The 17,263-nt window shown below is 71.0% G+C and carries 17 protein-coding genes; 5 read left to right on the top strand and 12 right to left on the bottom strand.

Going from position 1 to position 17,263, the window contains the following annotated elements; all coding sequences use genetic code 11:
- Positions 1-26: 26 nt before the first annotated feature.
- The gene (locus OG906_RS12625) at positions 27-2,906 is read right to left on the bottom strand and encodes a UPF0182 family membrane protein (protein ID WP_267797160.1); all 2,880 of its coding nucleotides are present in this window, start codon (positions 2,904-2,906) and stop codon (positions 27-29) included.
- A gap of 132 nt (positions 2,907-3,038) precedes the next feature.
- On the opposite strand from OG906_RS12625, the gene OG906_RS12630 reads away from it, so the two are divergent.
- Positions 3,039-3,611 carry a PPA1309 family protein gene (locus tag OG906_RS12630; RefSeq protein ID WP_267797072.1) on the top strand — a complete coding sequence of 191 codons (573 nt, stop codon included), beginning with the start codon at positions 3,039-3,041 and terminating at the stop codon, positions 3,609-3,611.
- Between the two features lie 61 nt (positions 3,612-3,672).
- Here the strand turns inward: OG906_RS12630 and OG906_RS12635 are convergent, their stop codons facing one another.
- The 4 genes from OG906_RS12635 to OG906_RS12650 all read right to left on the bottom strand — a co-directional run bounded on the left by OG906_RS12635 (position 3,673) and on the right by OG906_RS12650 (position 7,049).
- Positions 3,673-4,761 carry a YlbL family protein gene (locus OG906_RS12635; RefSeq protein ID WP_329442543.1) on the bottom strand — a complete coding sequence of 363 codons (1,089 nt, stop codon included), beginning with the start codon at positions 4,759-4,761 and terminating at the stop codon, positions 3,673-3,675.
- Positions 4,762-4,865: 104 nt separating this feature from the next.
- Entirely contained in the window at positions 4,866-5,063 is a 198-nt protein-coding gene (locus tag OG906_RS12640) for a hypothetical protein (protein ID WP_053676398.1), read from the bottom strand.
- A gap of 178 nt (positions 5,064-5,241) precedes the next feature.
- Positions 5,242-5,703 carry a molybdenum cofactor biosynthesis protein MoaE gene (locus tag OG906_RS12645; protein WP_053676397.1) on the bottom strand — a complete coding sequence of 154 codons (462 nt, stop codon included), beginning with the start codon at positions 5,701-5,703 and terminating at the stop codon, positions 5,242-5,244.
- Between the two features lie 164 nt (positions 5,704-5,867).
- Positions 5,868-7,049, bottom strand: coding sequence for an SDR family oxidoreductase (locus OG906_RS12650; protein WP_329442546.1), 1,182 nt, complete (start codon positions 7,047-7,049; stop codon positions 5,868-5,870).
- 192 nt (positions 7,050-7,241) lie between these two features.
- Here OG906_RS12650 and OG906_RS12655 point away from each other — a divergent pair, with 192 nt between their 5' ends.
- Together OG906_RS12655 and OG906_RS12660 are read left to right on the top strand one after the other, a co-directional pair.
- Entirely contained in the window at positions 7,242-8,669 is a 1,428-nt protein-coding gene (locus OG906_RS12655; protein WP_329442547.1) for a zinc-dependent metalloprotease, read from the top strand.
- A complete protein-coding gene (locus tag OG906_RS12660; protein WP_329442549.1) occupies positions 8,666-9,202 on the top strand; it encodes an NUDIX hydrolase in 537 nt (178 codons plus the stop codon). Before OG906_RS12655 ends, OG906_RS12660 begins: the two co-directional genes overlap by 4 nt.
- Before the next feature lie 106 nt (positions 9,203-9,308).
- Here OG906_RS12660 and OG906_RS12665 read toward each other — a convergent pair whose 3' ends face one another.
- The 4 genes from OG906_RS12665 to OG906_RS12680 all read right to left on the bottom strand — a co-directional run bounded on the left by OG906_RS12665 (position 9,309) and on the right by OG906_RS12680 (position 13,155).
- Positions 9,309-10,064 (bottom strand): AIM24 family protein, encoded by a 756-nt coding sequence (locus tag OG906_RS12665; protein ID WP_329442551.1) that lies wholly within the window; start codon positions 10,062-10,064, stop codon positions 9,309-9,311.
- Positions 10,065-10,081: 17 nt separating this feature from the next.
- Entirely contained in the window at positions 10,082-10,762 is a 681-nt protein-coding gene (locus OG906_RS12670; protein WP_053676492.1) for an AIM24 family protein, read from the bottom strand.
- 20 nt (positions 10,763-10,782) lie between these two features.
- Positions 10,783-12,456: a TerD family protein gene (locus OG906_RS12675; protein ID WP_329442553.1), complete on the bottom strand. Its 1,674-nt coding sequence runs from the start codon at positions 12,454-12,456 to the stop codon at positions 10,783-10,785.
- Between the two features lie 135 nt (positions 12,457-12,591).
- The gene (locus OG906_RS12680) at positions 12,592-13,155 is read right to left on the bottom strand and encodes a M48 metallopeptidase family protein (protein ID WP_267797063.1); all 564 of its coding nucleotides are present in this window, start codon (positions 13,153-13,155) and stop codon (positions 12,592-12,594) included.
- 311 nt (positions 13,156-13,466) lie between these two features.
- On the opposite strand from OG906_RS12680, the gene OG906_RS12685 reads away from it, so the two are divergent.
- A complete protein-coding gene (locus OG906_RS12685; protein WP_329442556.1) occupies positions 13,467-14,627 on the top strand; it encodes a ThiF family adenylyltransferase in 1,161 nt (386 codons plus the stop codon).
- A 101-nt stretch (positions 14,628-14,728) separates the two neighbouring features.
- A complete protein-coding gene (locus tag OG906_RS12690; RefSeq protein ID WP_329442558.1) occupies positions 14,729-16,150 on the top strand; it encodes an ABC1 kinase family protein in 1,422 nt (473 codons plus the stop codon).
- Positions 16,151-16,236: 86 nt separating this feature from the next.
- On the opposite strand, the gene OG906_RS12695 is transcribed toward OG906_RS12690, so the two are convergent.
- The 3 genes from OG906_RS12695 to OG906_RS12705 form a co-directional block, all read right to left on the bottom strand.
- Positions 16,237-16,443, bottom strand: a complete 207-nt coding sequence (locus OG906_RS12695; RefSeq protein WP_267797060.1) for a hypothetical protein — start codon at positions 16,441-16,443, stop codon at positions 16,237-16,239.
- A gap of 99 nt (positions 16,444-16,542) precedes the next feature.
- A complete protein-coding gene (locus OG906_RS12700; protein WP_053676353.1) occupies positions 16,543-16,875 on the bottom strand; it encodes a hypothetical protein in 333 nt (110 codons plus the stop codon).
- Positions 16,872-17,243: a WhiB family transcriptional regulator gene (locus OG906_RS12705; RefSeq protein ID WP_053676354.1), complete on the bottom strand. Its 372-nt coding sequence runs from the start codon at positions 17,241-17,243 to the stop codon at positions 16,872-16,874. Before OG906_RS12705 ends, OG906_RS12700 begins: the two co-directional genes overlap by 4 nt.
- Positions 17,244-17,263 lie beyond the last annotated feature (20 nt).

A 17,263-nucleotide genomic window follows, 5' to 3' on the forward strand; every position in this document is an offset into this window, starting at 1 on the left:
GGGACGGAGCCATTACCAAGTGATCGTCAGCCTCCGGACTTGGGGGCCGTGAGCTTCGCCTCGGCGTCGATCGCCCGCTGAAGCGCCGCCTTGATGTCCTCCTGCGCCTTGCCGAACGCCGTCCAGTCACCGGACTGGCGGGCCTTCTCGGCCGCCTCGATGGCCTTCTGCGCGTCCGACAGCGCCGCCTTGACCGTCGGGTCCTGGGCGGTCGGCGGGGTGACGGTGCCTTCGCCCGGCGGCTTCTCCGGGGTCACGGGCACGGTCGGCGCCTCGGCCCCGAAGACCACGTTCAGTGCCTTCTCCAGCGTGTCCTCGAAGGCCGTCTGGCCGCCGTAGGTCACCAGCACCTTGCGCAGCAGCGGGTACTTCAGCCCGGAACTGCGGACGTACACCGGCTCCACGTAGAGCATTCCGCCGTCGAGCGGCACCGCGAGCAGGTTTCCGTACTCGACCTCGGAGTCACCACCGCGCAGCAGGCGGATCGACTCGGCGATCTTCGGTTCGGACTGGAACTTGCTCTGTACCTGCTTGGGGCCGTCGACCGGCTTGCTGGTCGGCAGCTTCAGGATTCTGATCTTGCCGTAGTCCGGGGTGCCCGGATCGGCGTTGACCGCCATGTAGGCGCTCAGGTTGTCGCGCTCGTTCGGCGTGAACGTCGTGGTGAGCGAGAAGACCTGATCCTTCTCCTTCTGGTCCGGCATCTTCATCGACAGGTAGTACGGCGGAAGCGCCGTGCCCGCCTTGACGGTCGGGTCGTCCGGGACGGCCCAGGCCTCACTGCCGCTGAGGAAGGTCTGCGGGTCCGTGACGTGGTAGCGGGTGAGCAGCTCGCGCTGGACCTTGAAGAGGTCCTGCGGGTAGCGCAGGTGGTCCATGAGCGCCTTGGGGATCTCGCTCTTGGCCTTGACCGTGCCCGGGAACGCCTTCATCCAGGTCTTGAGGACCGGGTCTTCCTTGTCCCACTGGTACAGGTCGACCGTGCCGTCGTACGCGTCGACGGTCGCCTTCACCGAGTTGCGGATGTAGTTGACCTGGTTCTCCTGGGCGACCACCGCGCGCTGGCTGTTGGTCAGCGAGTCCGCGGTGCTCTGGCCCAGCGTGGTGCGCGAGGCGTACGGGTAGCCGTTGGTCGTCGTGTAGGCGTCGACGATCCACTTGATCCGGCCGTCGACGACCGCCGGGTACGGCGCCCCGTCGATGGTCAGCCACGGCGCGACGGCCTCGACGCGCTCCTTGGGCGTGCGGTGGTACAGGATCCGCGAGCCCTCGCCGATGGCCCCGGAGTACAGGATCTGCGGCTCGTTGAAGGAGAGCGCGTAGGCCGCCCGGTTGACCGGGTTGTCGAGATTGACCCCGGAGTCGCCCTTGTAGCTCGTCTCCTTCTCGCCCTTGTCGTCCGAGTAGTCGAGCTCCTTCTGCGGTCCGCCGACGATCGAGTACTGCTTCGTCATCTCGCCGTAGTAGATGCGCTGCTCGAAGTCCGTGCCGAACATGCCCTTCGAGGGCAGGTCGGACTGGGTGAAGTCGGGGGCGCCCTGGTCACCGACGGTGGTGCCCTTGGCCGCGACGACGCCGTAGCCGTGGGTGTACTTGAAGTGGTCGTTGATCCAGTTGTTCTTCGGGATGCCGCCGATGTTCAGCTCGCGCAGGCCGATGACCGTGTCCTGGCCGTTGTACCGGTCCACGGCGAGCGTGGACGGGAAGCCGTAGTAGCCCTTGACCTGCTGGAGCTGCTGGAAGGCCGGCGAGACGATGTTCGGGTCGAGGAGACGGACGCTGGCCGTGGTGTCCGCGGTCTGGCGCAGCTTGGTCTTGTCCTCGGTCTGCGGTACGCCCGGGTAGTCCTTGACCTCGGACTGGGCGATCCCGTAGGCGTCGCGCGTCGCCTTGATGTTCTTCTGGACGTACGGCGATTCCTTGGCCTGCTCGTTCGGCTGGACCTGGAACTTCTGCACGATCGCCGGGTACAGCCCGCCGATCAGGATCGCCGAGAGGACCATCAGGCCGAAGCCGATGACCGGAAGCTGCCAGGTCCGGCGCCACAGGGTGGCGAAGAACAGGACCGCGCAGATCGCGGCGATGGCGACGAGGATCGTCTTGGCCGGCAGGTACGCGTTGGCGTCGACGTAGCGCAGGCCGGTCCAGTTGTCGGCGGCCTTGAAGTCGCTGGACTTCACGGCGAGGCCGTACCGGTCGAGCCAGTACGCGATCGCCTTGAACGTCACGAAGAGGCCGAGCAGCACCGACAGGTGCCCGGTGGCCGCGGCGGTGGCCCGGGCGCCGGGGCTGGTGACGCGCAGTCCGCCGTACAGGTAGTGCACGACGGCGGCGGCGATCACCGACAGGACGATCGCGGCGAAGCCGAAGCCGAGCAGGAAGCGGTACCAGGGCAGGTCGAAGGTGTAGAACGACACGTCCAGGCCGAACTGGGGGTCCTTCTGTCCGAAGGGCACCCCGTTCACGTACATGAGCCAGGTCTTCCACTGGCCGGCCGCCGAGGCGCCGGCGATGAGGCCGACGATGGCGGCGATGCCCAGGAGCAGCCACTTCTTGTACGGGGCGACGCTCATGCGGTAGCGGTCGAGGCTCTGCTGCTCCATCGACATCGCGCTGAGCGGCGGCCGCAGCCGGTGGGCCAGCCAGATGTTGAACCCGACGGCACCCGCCATCAGCAGGCCGAAGACGGCGAAGAGGCCGACCTTGGTCCACAGCGTGGTGGTGAAGACCGTGGAGTACTTGACGGACCGGAACCAGAGCCAGTCGGTCCAGAAGCCCGCGAACATGATGAACAACATGGCCAGGACGGCCAGGACGCCCAAGGTCATCAATAGAGTCCGGGCACGCCGGGACGGGCGGCCGACTCTCATCCGTGGCCCGGAAGGGCCTCCGCCGCGGTCCGGCATCTGGAAAGCCAAGGTGCGCACCTCTGAAAGTCGCTGGGTCTGGTCATCAACGGGGCCCCCGATCGTAGAGCCCACTCATGCAACTTACTGAGGCTTTAGTCAGTTCCCGGTATCGGGTGGAAAGGAGGCAGGATGTTGTCCATGTCCAACCTTTCTCCTTCCGCCGGCACCCCGATGGCCGCCTCCCCGCTGACGCGCGCCGTCCTCGAGATCGACGAGTACGCCTCCACCCTCGGCTGGGACAAGCCGGCCCGGCTGTTCGCCCTGGTCGACACCGCCAAGCTGCGCAAGCAGGAGCCGGGCCTCGCCCGTCAGCTGGGCCTCGACCAGGACGACGCGGGCAAGAGCCAGCTCACCCCGATCGAACAGGACCAGGTGCCGGCGGGGACCCCGCTGGACAAGTTCCTGGGGACCATCGCCTGGCCCGCCGCGATCGTCGGCTGCGCGCTGACCGTGGAGCGTTTGATGCTGCCGCCGTCGGCGGAGGCCTCCGTCCCGGAGGGGCTCGGCGACAAGCAGCTGGCCAAGTGGGTCGCCGGGCATCCGGACCGGCAGGAGGTGCGGCTGACCGTGGGTGTCCTGCGGGACGGGTCGCGGGAGTCGGCCGTTCGGCTGCGCGAGAAGGACTCGTCGACCGAGGTGCTGACGGGCGCGACCCTGGTGCCGGGGCTGGCCGAGGCGCTGGCCGCGACCTTCCTGGACTGACCGGACCCGGACCGGCCCGTGCCGGACCGGATCGTCGCTCGCGGGGTTCTTCGGGGGCCGGTCAGGGCTTGCCGCACTGCGGCAGCCCTGCCGTCTCCCCCTTGGAGATCTTCTCCAGCGCCTTGGCGGCGTCGTCGATGGTGGACACCTTCACCAGCGTGAGCCCGTCGGGCACGTGGGAGGAGGCAGCGGCGCAGTTGTCGGCCGGGGTCAGGAAGTACTCGGCGCCGGCCTGGCGGGCGCCGATGGTCTTCATCTGGATGCCGCCGATCGGGCCGACCTTGCCGTCGTCGTCGATGGTGCCGGTGCCGGCGACGAACTTCCCGCCGGTCAGGTTCTCGGGGGTCAGCTTGTCGACGATGCCGAGCGCGAACATGAGACCGGCGCTCGGGCCGCCGACGTCGGCGAGGTTGATGTCGATGGGGAACGGGAAGGTGTGGTCGATCCCGGCCCGGATCCCGACGATGGCGTGACCGTCGTCCTCGGCCTTGCCCGTGGTGACCTTGATCTTGGCGGTGGCGCCGGGCTCGCGGTTGCCCTTCTCCGCCTCCGCCATCTCCTTCGCGGGGACGACGACGAACTCGACGGGCTCCCCGACCTTGTGCTTGGTGACGAGCCTGGCCACGTCGGCGGCCTCGGCCACGGGGGTGCCGTCCACGGACTTGATCACGTCGCCGGCGTGCAGGCTGCCCTCGGCGGGGCCGCCCTTGACCACGGAGGACACGATGACGTGCGGGGTGACCGGGATCTTCAGCTGCTTGAGCGCCGCGACCTTGGCGCTCTCCTGGGACTGGCTGAACTCCTCGGCGTTCTCCTGCGTGGACTGCTTCTCCGTCTTCCCGTTCGGGTAGAGGTTCTCGTGCGGCACCACGATGTTGTCGCCGGACAGCCACCCGTACGCCGCTTCCAGCAGGTTCATGTCGTAGTCCGCGCCGGTGACCCGGACGGTCGTCATGTTGAGGTGGCCGCTGGTGGGGTGGGTCTTGTGCCCCGAGATGCTGAGCACCGGCTCGCCGCGCGAGTCCCCGAGCGTGTTCACCGTGGGGCCCGGGCTCATCTCGGAGTACGGGACCTTCAGGAACACCCCTGCGCAGAGCAGCGCGAACAGGACGAGGGTGGAGGCGAGCATCGTCGCGGTGCGGCGTGGCATGGATCGACAGTACGGGACGCCCCTGGCAGGCGGCCCGTGGGGCCGGGCCGTACGGGGTCGTGCGCGGGAACTCTCAGGCGATTCTCAGGGACTCGCGGGACGCCTCAGACGGCGTCGGAACCGGAGTGCGCCTCCGCCTTCGTCCTGGTGTGGTCGGTCTTGTCCATGACCTCGCGGAATCTCGCGTAGCCGGCCAGCTCGGATATGTCGCCGGATGTCCGGTCGCGAGCCGCCCAGCTGCCCCATATCGCCGCTCCGATGGCGGCGAACAGCGGAATCAGCAACCACGCCAATGACGCCATGGACGTGCCTCCCTGCCCCGAAAGTACGTGTCGTTGGTGGCTTCAACGCTCGTGCCCGGAAAGGGGTTACGCAAATCGGGGGCGTGTTGCGCGGCCGAACGGGTGCGAGGTTACCCCCTGGCGGTGGCGGCCCCGCCGCCGGGGGTGTACCGGGGGGTGTGGGCTCGCACGGGAGGGCTCAGCAGGCGCCGACCCACTCCTCGGTGCCGTCCGCGAACGTCTGGTGCTTCCAGATCGGCACCTCGTGCTTGAGGTCGTCGATCAGCATCCGGCAGGCCTCGAAGGCCTCGCCGCGGTGCGGGCAGGACACGGCGACGACGACCGCGAGGTCGCCCACGGACAGGTCGCCCACGCGGTGGACGGCCGCGAGGGCGCGGACCGGGAACTTGGCCACGACGCGCTCGGCGACGCGGCGCATCTCGGCTTCCGCCGTCGGGTGGCAGGAGTAGCCGAGGGAGTCCACGTCCGCTCCGCTGTCGTGGTTGCGCACGGTGCCGACGAAGAGGGTCGTGCCGCCCGTCGCGTCGTCGCCGACGGCCTGGAAGACCTCGTCGATCGAGAGCGGGGTCTCACGGATTTCGAGCAGGCGGATCGGGTCCGGAGCGGCCTGCTCGCCGGGGTGGTCGAAGTGCGGAGCCATACAGCCATCGTGCACCACGGTTTTCGGATCGCGGTAGAGCCGATTCGACCGGCTGTACGACCCGCCCGTATGGAGCCTCCTACAGGAAGCACGGCCCGGCCCGCTCTCGACCGGTGCCGAGCGCCCGCCCCGGGCCGGGGCGGGGCGCGCGTCGGCCCGGCTGCTCAGATCCCCCGGCGCTTGCGGGCGCGGCGGACCGCGGCGGCCGCGCCGAGGAGGGCGACGGTCGCGCCGGCGGCGCCGGCGGCCGTGGCGGCGTCCTTGCGGCCCAGGCGACGGCCCGCGACGGTGTGCCGGCCCGCGACCTCCTGGAGCAGTTCGGCGAGCACTTCCTCGTTGGTCCAGCGGGGCCGCCAGCCGGCCGCGTGCAGCCCGCTGACGCTGACCACCCACGGGTGCATCGTGTAGGCGAGGTCACCGGCCGGGGACGGCGTCAGGCCGATCCGGTGGAGTCGGGCCGCGGCGCCCAGGGCGACCGCCGAGGGCAGCTCCATGCGGCGGATGCCGCTCAGCTCCTCGACCTCCTCCTGCTCCAGCCAGCCCTCGCAGCCGACCGCCAGCTCGCCCTCGACCTTCTCCAGCGCCGCGTACTCCAGGGCGCTGACCAGGTCCTCGACGTGGCAGAACTGCCAGGTGGGCCGGGATCCCGCGACCACGAGCAGACGCGGGGACTCGAAGTACCGGGTCAGCGCCGTGTCGGTGCCTCCGACCAGGACCGCGGGGCGCACCACGGTGACGTTCAGCCCGGGGTGCGCGCGGGGGGCCCGGCGGCCGAGCCGCTCGATCTCCAGCAGGTCGCCGACGCCGGTGGCCTCGGCGGTGGCCCGCAGCTCGGCGTCCTCGGTCAGCGGGATGTCGTTGTCCGGGAGCGCCCCGTAGACCATGGCGGAGGTGCACAGCACGACCCGGTGCACCCCGGCCGCGGCGGCGGCCGTCAGGACGGTCTGGGTTCCGCGCACGTTGTAGGCGGTGCGGGCCGCCGGGTCCGTTTCCAGGTCGAGGTCGAGGGCAAGGTGGACGACGACGTCCGCGCCGCGCAGCTTCTCGGCGATCGCGGGGTCCCGTACGTCCAGGACGTGCCACTGCGCGGCGGCGCAGTCGCCGCGCCGCTCGTCGATCGCGACGACCTGCTTGACCTCGTCGGATTCGACGAGGCGGGCCACCAGGGCGGCGCCGACGCCCGACGCGGCACCCGTCACGGCGATCACGGGGTTGTGTCGGCGGGGGCCGGGCTCGTTTCGCGTCTGGCGAACGCCAGGGGCGCTGTCACCGTGCTCAGGGCTGTCTTCGGCGTCCTGCGGCGCGCGGCTGTGCTTGTCCGAAAGCTGCGGATCCGGGGAACTCACCAGGCGTCTCCAGCGGTTGTCTTCAGTAGGGACGCGCCGTGACGCGTACCTACCAGGTGATGTCCATCCTGCCGCAGCCCAGGAGTCGGCGGAGCACCGAGCCCGGAAGCGGGCGGGGTGTCTACGCTGGGTGGTGTTGTCGGACCATTGCCGTCGGCTCCCGCCGGCGGCCCTACGAGCCGAGGAAACCCCGTGAGCGACACCCCATTCGGATTCGGCCTTCCGCCGGAGGAGCCGGAGAACGGCGACGAAGGCAAGAAGAAGGGCAACGAGGGCGGTCAGGGCGGCCCGGCGAATCCGTTCGGGTTCCCCGGCATGGGCCTGCCGGGCGCCGGCGGCCCGGGCGGTGCGGACAACCCGTTCGCCTCGATGTTCGGTGCCATGAATCCGAACGACCTCGGCGCGGCCTTCCAGCAGCTCGGCCAGATGCTGAGCTACGAGGGCGGCCCCGTGAACTGGGACATGGCCAAGGACATCGCCCGCCAGACCGTCGCGCAGGGCACCGCCGACGGGGTGAAGGACACCAGCGTCGGCGTCGCCGAGAAGTCGGCGGTCCAGGAGGCCGTACGCCTGGCCGACCTGTGGCTGGACGGGGTGACCTCGCTGCCGTCGGGCGCGAACACGGCGGTGGCGTGGAGCCGCGCCGAGTGGGTCGAGGCGACCCTCCCGGTGTGGAAGGAGCTCGTGGACCCGGTCGCCGAGCGCGTCGGGGCGGCCATGGGCGGGGTGCTGCCCGAGGAGATGCAGGCCATGGCGGGCCCGCTGCTCGGCATGATGCGTTCCATGGGCGGCGCCATGTTCGGCCAGCAGATCGGGCAGGCGGTGGGCGTGCTCGCGGGCGAGGTCGTCGGCTCGACCGACATCGGGCTCCCGCTGGGCCCGACCGGCAAGGCCGCCCTGCTGCCGCTGAACATCGAGGGCTTCGGCAAGGACCTGGGCGTGCCGGCCGAGGAGGTCCGGCTGTACCTGGCGCTGCGCGAGGCGGCGCACGCGCGCCTGTTCGCGCACGTGCCGTGGCTGCGCTCGCACCTGTTCGGGGCCGTCGAGGGCTACGCCCGCGGCATCAAGGTCGACACCTCGAAGCTGGAGGACGTGGTCGGTCAGCTCGACCCGTCGAATCCGGAGCAGTTGCAGGAGGCCCTCGCGGGCGGCATGTTCCAGCCGCAGGACACCCCGGAGCAGAAGGCGGCCCTGGCGCGCCTGGAGACGGCGCTCGCACTGGTCGAGGGCTGGGTCGACGCGGTGGTGCACGAGGCCGCCAAGCCCCGTCTGACCTCGGCGGACGCCATGCGCGAGACCATGCGCCGGCGGCGCGCCTCCGGCGGTCCGGCCGAGCAGACCTTCGCCACGCTGATCGGGCTGGAGCTGCGTCCGCGCCGGCTGCGCGACGCCTCGCGGCTGTGGGCCTCGCTCACGGACGCGCGGGGTGTGGACGGCCGCGACGGGCTGTGGGAGCACCCGGACATGCTGCCGACGGCCTCCGACCTGGACGACCCGGACGGGTTCGTGCACCGCGAGCAGCTGGACTTCTCGGAGATCGACAAGATGCTCGGCGAGGCCGCCGAGAAGCGTGATCAGGGCGATCAGGGCAACAAGGGCGAGGGCGAAGAGAAGAAGTGAGCCTGTACGACGACGCGGTCGCGGTCCTGAAGGACCTCGCGCCGACCGATGAGCAGCAGAGCGGGTTGCGGGACCTCTACCTGGAGCACCTCGCCGCCCATCCCGACGGGGTCTACAAGCCCTGCCGGGCCGGACACGTCACGGGCAGCGCGCTGGTGATCGACCCGGTGCGGGGGCGCGTCCTGCTCACCCTGCACAAGAAGCTGGGCATGTGGCTCCAGATGGGCGGTCACTGCGAGCCCGGTGACGCCACCCTCGCGGAGGTGGCGTTGCGCGAGGCCGTCGAGGAGTCGGGGATCGCCGGCGGGCTGACCCTGTTGCCGGGCGGGCCCGTGCGGCTGGACCGGCATCCGATCCCGGAGCCCTGCAACTGGCACCTGGACGTGCAGTACGCGGCGCCGGCCCCGGCCGACGCGGTCGCGGAGATCAGCGAGGAGTCGCTGGACCTGCGCTGGTTCCCGTACGCGGAGGTCGCGGCGGTGGCCGACGCCTCGGTCGTGCGGCTGATGGAAGCGAGCCTGGCGCGTCTCTGAGACGGCCGGGAGGGCATGCGCAAGGGGCGGGTCCCTCGGGACCCGCCCCTTGCGGCGTCAGGCGTGGTGCACCGCGCCGCTCTCGCGCGCCGTGCCGTGGATCGGATCAGTTCCAGGCGTTGTTCTGGTTCTGGCTGTGGGCGCCCTGCTGGCCCATGCCGAACTGGGCCGCAGCGCCCTGACCGATCTGGGCGTTCTGCGGCGGCAGTGCCTCGCTGGGCTGCACGAGGGCGAAGCCGGTGCCGAGGAAGCTGAGTTCCCAGCCCTCGCCGGTGTTGCCGCGGCGCCGCCAGACTCCGGTGGAGTGCGTCTGGGCCTGCATCTGCACCCGCAGCGAGGTGGACCAGGCGACGATCGCGTCGGCGTCCGCGTTGACGTACTTGTCGGGCGTGACCTGCATCATCAGCGGCTGGCCGGAGGTCATCAGGGCGACCTTGCCGCGGCCGCTGATGTTGAGCTGGTACTTGCCGGAGCCGGAGATCCCGTACTGGCTGTCCACCGCGATGGCCTCGGTGTGCAGGGTGGAGTCCAGCGCCAGCACGTAGCTGCTGTCGACGGTGAGACCGTCCCGGTCCACGTCCACGACGTGCACGTACTGGGCCAGGTTGGCCAGGTCGACCGTGCCCTGCCCGGAGCAGCGCATCAGGTCCAGGCCCTCGCCGGTGCGGGCGCGGGCGGTGCGCTGGGTGGTGCTCTGGTACTCGCCGTCGAAGTCGATGATCCCCTGGTAGGCGACCATCGCGCCCTTGCGGGCGAGGACGTCGTCGGTGCCGCTCAGGGAGACCCGCAGGAGTTGCGGGTTCTGGACGGTGTACCGCTCCTGGGACTGTGCCTCGGCGTGGGCGAAAAGTGCGCTCTGCATGATGTGTCCGCTCCCCCTCAGCCCCGGGTCCGGAGCCGGTCGGTGCTGTCCTCGCTGGGCTGTACCACGACGATTCCCTGGCCGGAGAAGGCCATCTGGTAGGCCTCACCGCTGCCCCGGCCGATCATCGACGAGGCCTTGAAGCTGCGCTTCCCCTTGACCTTCAGGTTCGGGGACCAGGCGACGAGCGCGTCGGGGTCCACGTACGTCTCGTCGTCGCCGCGACCGCAGTCGACGACGATCGGGGTGCCGCGGGAGGTGATGGCCACCCAGCCGGTGCCGGAGACCTGCACGTTGAACAGGCCCTGGCCGGCGAACTTGGCCATGCCCTTGACCCGCTCGACGCCCCATTGGAGGTGGGCGTCGAACGCGAGCAGGTTGGTGCCGTTGACGGAGAGGGCGTCGTTGTTCAGGTTGATGACGACGACGTCCGCGCCGTAGTCGGCGAGGTAGAGCAGGCCGTCGCCGGTGCACTTCATCAGCGGGGCGCCCTCGCCGGTGATCCACTGCGAGGCCATCTGGCGGACGGCGGGCGGGTTGGGCTCGTACTGGACGAAGCCCTCGTACGCGACCATCGATCCGGTGCGTGCGAACAGGTCCTGGCCGCTCTGCATGGCGACCTTGAGCATGGCTCGGCCGTGGTTCTCCATGCGGGCCGTGACGGGGGTCGGGGCGTATCCCGCGAGTTGCTGGTTCATGGCGTTCATGACGGGCTCCCTCAGACCTCGTACGGCTGGACGACGATGAAGTTGCCGGGTGCGCCGCGGAACTGGAGGTTCACGGTCTCCCCGCTGTGGCCCGGATAGGCGGTGCGGCGCAGCCGGACCTGGCTGGAGATGATCACCTGTGAGGCGGCGGACCAGGCGACGATGGCGTTGCTGTCCGCGAAGGTGGTCGGGGTGACGGGCAGGACGACCGGGACGCCCTGCGTCTTGACGATCACCGTGCCGCTGCCCTGGAACTGCATCGTGAACAGGGCGCCGCCGGGGATGCCGTGGCCCTCGATGCGACGCACCTCGTGCTGGAGGGACTCGTCGAAGGCGAGGACGTTCTCCGCGGAGACGCAGATGCCGTCGCCCTGGAGCTCGATGGCGTGCAGGTGGGCGCCGTTCTCGGCGAGGAAGACCTGGCCGCGACCGGTGCAGCGCATCAGCTGCATCTCCTGGCCGGTGGCGTTGCCGACGATGCGGCCGGCGAACCCGGCTCCCTTGTAGCTGAAGTCGACCTTGCCCTGGTAGAGCACCATGCTGCCCTGGCGGGCGAGGACGGCCTGGCCGCCCATGGACAGGTCCACCCGCATGAGCTGCTGGTTCTGCGGGGTCCAGCGGGTGCCGGTGGGGGCTTCCTTGTACGGCTGGAGCGCGGCGGCGAGGCCGTGTCCGGCGGCGGCCGGCTGGGGCTGCTGCGCGTACTGGGGCGGCTGCTGGCCGAAGGCCGGCTGACCGCCGTACGGGGGCGCCTGCTGTCCGGGGACCTGGCCGTACGAGGGCTGCTGCCCGTAGGGCGCGGGGGCGGGGGCCGGCGGCGGCACCTGAGCGCCATAGCCGGGCTGCTGCCCCGGGACCTGACCGTACGAGGGGGTTCCGGGCTGCTGCGGGGGGTGGGGCGGCTGACCGTACGGCGCGGTGGGCTGCGTCGTGAGGGGTCCGACCATCGTCGGGGCCGAGTGCACCGGCTGCTGCGGGGCGCCGGCCGGGGTGCCGAACGACGGCGCGGGGGCGGGGGGCTGGGCGGGTGCGGGTGCCTGGGCCGGGGCCTGGGCGGGAGCACCGAAGGCGGGCGAGGGGGCCTGCGCCTGCGGCGGCGGGGCGAACCCGGGCGCGCCCGCAGGCTGGGCCGGGGCCTGCTGCTGCGGCTCCTCGTCCTCGGCCACCTCGCCGCCGAAGTTCTTCAGCAGTGCGGCGAGTCCGCCGTCGAAGCCCTGCCCGACGGCGGCGAAGCGCCACACGTCCTTGAGGTAGAAATCGCCGATCATCAGGGCGCGTTCGGTGCTGAATTCCGCGCCCGTGAACGAGTAGCGGACGACTTCCTCACCGCCGGCCACGATCCGGATGTAGCCCGGGCCGATCTGCGACATCTGCCCGGGGCCGTCGATGGAGGCGGCGAAGGACAGCTTGTGGATGTTCTGCGGGATCCGGTCGAGCGTCACCCGGAAGGATTCGCTGTCGCCCGCTTGCGTGCCGAGCTGCTGAATGGACTCTTCCGGCGACTTCGGCTGGTTGTAGAAAACGAAGTAGCGATCGTCCGAGAGCTGCTCGTTCGCATCGAGGCCGAAGCAACTGATGTCGATGGCAAGCCCGGGCCCGGCGATCTGGATGCCCACGTACAGATCGGTGCCCGCTGTCAGATCGCTGATCTTGGCCTTGTGGCCGCGTTGGAATTCCCTGGCCATACGTCCGACCGTCCCCCATCCCGACTGTGAATGCAGTGCCGCAGGCTAACGGCTGCCGCTCAGGCTAACGGCTTCCGCCGACATCCAGCCAAGTCGGTACCGACCCGGTACACATCACGCCCTGTCACGCCATGATCATTCGTCCCGCGCTCCGGGAACCGCGGGAAGGCGCTCGGCCGCAACCACTCCCTCCAGGTATCCGCGGGCCCGTTCGGTCTTCGGGTACGCCTCCAGCAGGTGCCAGAAGCGCGGGCCGTGACCGGGGACGAGGAGGTGCGCCAGCTCGTGCAGCAGTACGTAGTCGACGACGTACTCGGGCATGCCCTGGAGGCGGTGGGAGAGGCGGATGCTGCCCTCGGCGGGGGTGCAGGAACCCCAGCGGGTGTTCTGGTTGGTGACCCAGCGGACCGAGCGGGGGCGGGCACGGCCGTCGAAGTACTGCTCGGACAAACGCTCGGCGCGTTCGGTCAGTTCCGTGTCGCCGAGGGTGCGTTTGCTTTCCTGGGCGGCGAGCTTGTCGAGCATGACGCCCACCCAGCGCTGCTCCTCCGCCTCCGACATCCGGGCAGGGATCAGGACGACCGTCCGGTCACCCTCACGGTATGCGGAAACGGTCCTGCGGCGGCGCGCGCTCCGGCGGACTTCGACGGCGCGCTGCGAGGGATCGGCGGACACGCCAGCACGGTACCCGCTCGTCATGGCGGAAGTCCCGCTCGTCCGCGCTTCGAACATGATCGATTCGCCGTCGATATCGGAAACGCCCCCTGCGCCCCTTACGTGCACGTAAACCCCTTTTCTCCATCTCATATGCCTAATACCCCTTGCCTGTGGACAAATTCACGCACCGATTCCCGGTGACGGGCAATGTGGTTGCGGACGGAGGCGGAAGACCGCTTCGGGGGCTTTCGGGGACCCCGGGGCTCGGGTGCTCGCGGAATCGGGGGGCTCGGGACTCGGCGAATCGGGGGCCTCGGGGCTCGGGGCTCGGGGACGGAAACGAGGGGACGGCCATGTATCCGAAGGTGAAGCCGGCGCTGGCGAGGGCCTGGCGGGATCTACAGACGGTGCAGTTCGGGGTGACTCCCGCGCATGCGGTGGTGCTCGGCCCGGTGGACACGGCCACCGGGGCGTTCATGGACCGGATCGACGGGACACGGGGGATCGATCTGCTGCGTGCGGAGGGCGCGGCGATGGGGTTGTCGGAGGGGCGGGTGGACGAGTTGATCCGACGGTTGGCGGGGGCCGGGCTGTTGGACGACGCGACCGTGGGCGGGCCCCGGGCCCAGGCGGTGCGTCGGAGGCCGGAGAGCCTGGAGCGGCTCGGGCCCGATCTCGCCTCGCTCTCGCTGGTGCGTCGGGAGCCGGGTGGGGACTTGCGGGCGGTCGCGGCCCGGCGGGGGATACGGGTCCAGGTGCGCGGGAGCGGGCGGGTGGGCGCGGTGATCGCGGCCGTGCTCGCGGGGGCCGGGGTGGGGCGGGTCGAGGTCCTCGACGGGGGTCGGGTCCAGCCGGCCGATGTGGCGCCGGGCGGGTTGGGGTCCGGGAGTGTGGGCCGGTTGCGGGCGGAGGCCGCGGGGGCGCTCGTGCGGGAGGCCGCCCCGGGGCGCGCTCCCCGCTCCGGGGAGGCGGAGGGGCCGGAGCCGGCGCTTTCCCTGGTGGTCGTCGCTCCCCGGGACGGGCTCCAGGCGTGGGCCCCCGATCCGGAGACGGCCGCGGACTGGGTGGCCACGGGCACTCCGCATCTGTACGCGGGGGTGTTGGAGGGCACGGGGCTGGTCGGGCCGCTGGTGCTGCCGGGGGCCACGGCCTGCGCGGGCTGCATGGAACGCGACCGGATCGATCGGGATCCGGCCTGGCCCAGGATGCTGGTGCAGTGGCGGTCGGCGCATCGCCGGCGCGCCACGGCCGCCTGCGACCTGGGGTTGGCCTCGGCGGTGGCGGGGTTGGCGGCCGGGCACGCCCTGTCCTTCCTCGACGGACGGCTGCCCGCCTCGACGGGAGCCCGATGGGAGGCCGCGTTACCGGGCCTGAGCTGGGAGCCCTCCGAGGTTCGCCCTCATGTGGACTGCCCGTGCTCCGCCGCCGGGGTCGCGGAGGCGACGCCGACGGCGGCGGGCGCCGGGCGGGGCGGTGTGGCCGTGTCGGGAAGGGGGCGGGGAGGATCGGGCTGAGGAGGCCGCGGGGGGCCATGACAGGATGCGTTTGGTCTGCCTCAGGGGGCGCGCCCCTGAACCGCCGCTCGCGGCACGGCTGTCTGGGAACTGGAGGGGCTATGTCTGATCTTCCCCGGAAGGCGGTCACTCGTACCGTCAAGCTGGCCGCGCTGCCACTGGGCTTCGCCGGTCGGGCCACCTGGGGGCTGGGAAAGCGGATCGGGGGCAAGTCGGCGGAGATCGTCGCGCGGGAGCTCCAGCAGCGCACCGCCGATCAGCTGTTCCGGACGCTCGGCGAGCTGAAGGGTGGGGCGATGAAGTTCGGTCAGGCCCTGTCCGTCTTCGAGTCGGCCCTGCCCGAGGAGATCGCCGGCCCCTACCGGGCGGCGCTGACCAAGCTCCAGGAGGCGGCCCCGCCGCTGCCGGCGGCCCGGGTGCACCAGGTGCTCGCGGAGCGGCTCGGCGAGGACTGGCGCGACTTGTTCGAGGAGTTCGAGGACACGCCCGCGGCGGCCGCCTCGATCGGTCAGGTGCACCGTGCGGTGTGGCACGACGGCCGTCAGGTGGCGGTGAAGGTGCAGTACCCGGGAGCCGGCGAGGCGTTGCTGTCGGATCTCAGGCAACTGAGCCGGTTCGCGGGGCTGTTGGGGCCGCTGATTCCGGGCATGGACATCAAGCCGCTGATCACCGAACTGCGTGACCGGGTCTCGGAGGAGTTGGACTACGAGCTGGAGGCCGAGGCGCAGCGGACGCACGCGGACGCCTTCGCCGGCGACGAGGACGTGGTCGTGCCGGACGTCGTGCACCAGGGCGACGAGGTGCTGGTGACCGAGTGGATGGACGGGACCCCGCTGTCGGAGGTGATAGCGGACGGCACGCAGGAGGAGCGCGACCGTGCCGGGCAGTTGCTGGCCCGGTTCCTCTTCTCCGGGCCGGCGCGCACCGGGCTGTTGCACGCCGATCCGCACCCCGGGAACTTCCGGCTGATAGCGGGCGAGGACGGGCGGATGCGGTTGGGCGTACTGGACTTCGGGACGGTCGATCGCCTTCCGGGTGGCTGGCCCAAGCCCATCGGCCGGTCGCTGCGGCTGACGCTGGGCGGTGACGCCGAGGGGGTCTACGAGCACCTGTGCGCCGAGGGGTTCGTGAAGGAGTCCATCGAGCTGGACCCGGAGGCGGTGCTCGACTATCTGGAGCCCCTGCTCGAGCCGGTCGAGGCCGACGAGTTCACCTTCACCCGCCCGTGGCTGCGCGGTCAGGCGGCACGGATCGCCGATCCCCGATCCCCCGCACACCAGTTGGGACGACAGATCAATCTGCCGCCGTCGTACCTGCTGATCCATCGGGTCACGTTGAGCACCATCGGCGTGCTGTGCCAGTTGGGTGCGACGGTGCGGCTCCGCGAGGAACTGGAGTCCTGGCTCCCGGGGTTCCTGCCCGAGGACCGGGAACCCGAGCGGGCACCCGAGGCGGATCGCGGAGCGGATCGCGAGAAGGACCTCGTGAAGGACGGCGCGAAGGACAGCGAGCGGGGGAAGTAGTACGCCCGGCGGTGGCCGGGCGGGGGGAGGTCCGGGGCCTCGGGTGGAGGGGTTCCGGATGGCGGGGCCTCGGGTGGCGCCGCCGGTCACCACCAGGAGGAGTCGAGCCGACCTTCGATCGCCCGGAGGTTGGCGCGGGCGCATGCGACGCAGAAGTACTGCCTGGTCCCGTTCTCCACGGAGCAGGTCCAGGTGGGCGGCGCGCCGTCCGGGGCGTCGGCACCGCACCCCGCGCAGACGACGGGCTGGGCCTCGGGTCCCGGCGGGGTGGGGCGGGGAGTCGGCTGGTCCACCCGCAGACGATATCCCCGCCGGGGGTGGGCGCGCTCCGCAACGCCCCGGGGGGACCGGTCCTTTCGGACCGGTCCCCCCGGGTGCTGTTCCTTCGGTGCTCAGTTCATGACAGCCATGGCGAGGGCCCGCCGGGCGCGCATCGAAACGCGCTCGGCTCGGCGCTGCATGCGCCGGGCGGCGACCAGGCGCAGGGCGTGACGCTCGGCGTCCGCCTCACGCATGCGGTCGTCCATATGGGCACGAGCCATGGCTTCTGGGATGAGTTGCATTTCGCGGGTCCTGTTCTGACGCGAGGTGATCGCGCCTGCGGTGATGAAGTCTGCGGTGGCGGAGCCGTGCGGCTGCTCGCTCGTGGTGGTGTGGGTGGACATGAGGGCCTGCTTCAAGGGGTCGCGCGTCAGGGGGCGGTCGATGGTGCCGATGGCGGTCATGCCGCGACAACCGGGTTCTTGCGCGGGCGACCGCGGGGCCGCTTCCGGGCGACGACGACGCCCTGGACGAACAGCTCGCCTCCCCAGACACCCCAGGGCTCGCGGCGCTCCTTCGCGCCGGCGAGGCAGGCCTCGACCAGCGGGCAGGTGCCGCAGAGCGACTTGGCGTACTCGACGTCGGCCGGGGACTCGGCGAAGAAGACCTCGGGGTCGAAGGTACGGCAGGGGACGGGGACGCCGAGGTTCTCGATGGCGTCGTCGAGCGCGGTCAGCGCGGTGAGGGGAGTCAAGGTGGAGTCCTCCGGGACTGCGGGCGGGGAGATCGTTTGGGTCTGCGGTACGGACGGGGCGTGCGCTTCGAGTTGCACGGTGGTTTCTTCCTCGTCTT

Source organism: Streptomyces sp. NBC_01426 (assembly GCF_036231985.1).
Taxonomy (GTDB): domain Bacteria; phylum Actinomycetota; class Actinomycetes; order Streptomycetales; family Streptomycetaceae; genus Streptomyces.

Bases quoted from the DNA above. Each gene is read 5' to 3' on its own strand.
- OG906_RS12625 (WP_267797160.1), bottom strand. From the start codon at position 2,906: ATGCCGGACCGCGGCGGAGGCCCTTCCGGGCCACGGATGAGAGTCGGC.
- OG906_RS12630 (WP_267797072.1), top strand. From the start codon at position 3,039: ATGTTGTCCATGTCCAACCTTTCTCCTTCCGCCGGCACCCCGATGGCC.
- OG906_RS12635 (WP_329442543.1), bottom strand. From the start codon at position 4,761: ATGCCACGCCGCACCGCGACGATGCTCGCCTCCACCCTCGTCCTGTTC.
- OG906_RS12640 (WP_053676398.1), bottom strand. From the start codon at position 5,063: ATGGCGTCATTGGCGTGGTTGCTGATTCCGCTGTTCGCCGCCATCGGA.
- OG906_RS12645 (WP_053676397.1), bottom strand. From the start codon at position 5,703: ATGGCTCCGCACTTCGACCACCCCGGCGAGCAGGCCGCTCCGGACCCG.
- OG906_RS12665 (WP_329442551.1), bottom strand. From the start codon at position 10,064: ATGCAGAGCGCACTTTTCGCCCACGCCGAGGCACAGTCCCAGGAGCGG.
- OG906_RS12670 (WP_053676492.1), bottom strand. From the start codon at position 10,762: ATGAACCAGCAACTCGCGGGATACGCCCCGACCCCCGTCACGGCCCGC.
- OG906_RS12675 (WP_329442553.1), bottom strand. From the start codon at position 12,456: ATGGCCAGGGAATTCCAACGCGGCCACAAGGCCAAGATCAGCGATCTG.
- OG906_RS12680 (WP_267797063.1), bottom strand. From the start codon at position 13,155: ATGACGAGCGGGTACCGTGCTGGCGTGTCCGCCGATCCCTCGCAGCGC.
- OG906_RS12685 (WP_329442556.1), top strand. From the start codon at position 13,467: ATGTATCCGAAGGTGAAGCCGGCGCTGGCGAGGGCCTGGCGGGATCTA.
- OG906_RS12690 (WP_329442558.1), top strand. From the start codon at position 14,729: ATGTCTGATCTTCCCCGGAAGGCGGTCACTCGTACCGTCAAGCTGGCC.
- OG906_RS12700 (WP_053676353.1), bottom strand. From the start codon at position 16,875: ATGACCGCCATCGGCACCATCGACCGCCCCCTGACGCGCGACCCCTTG.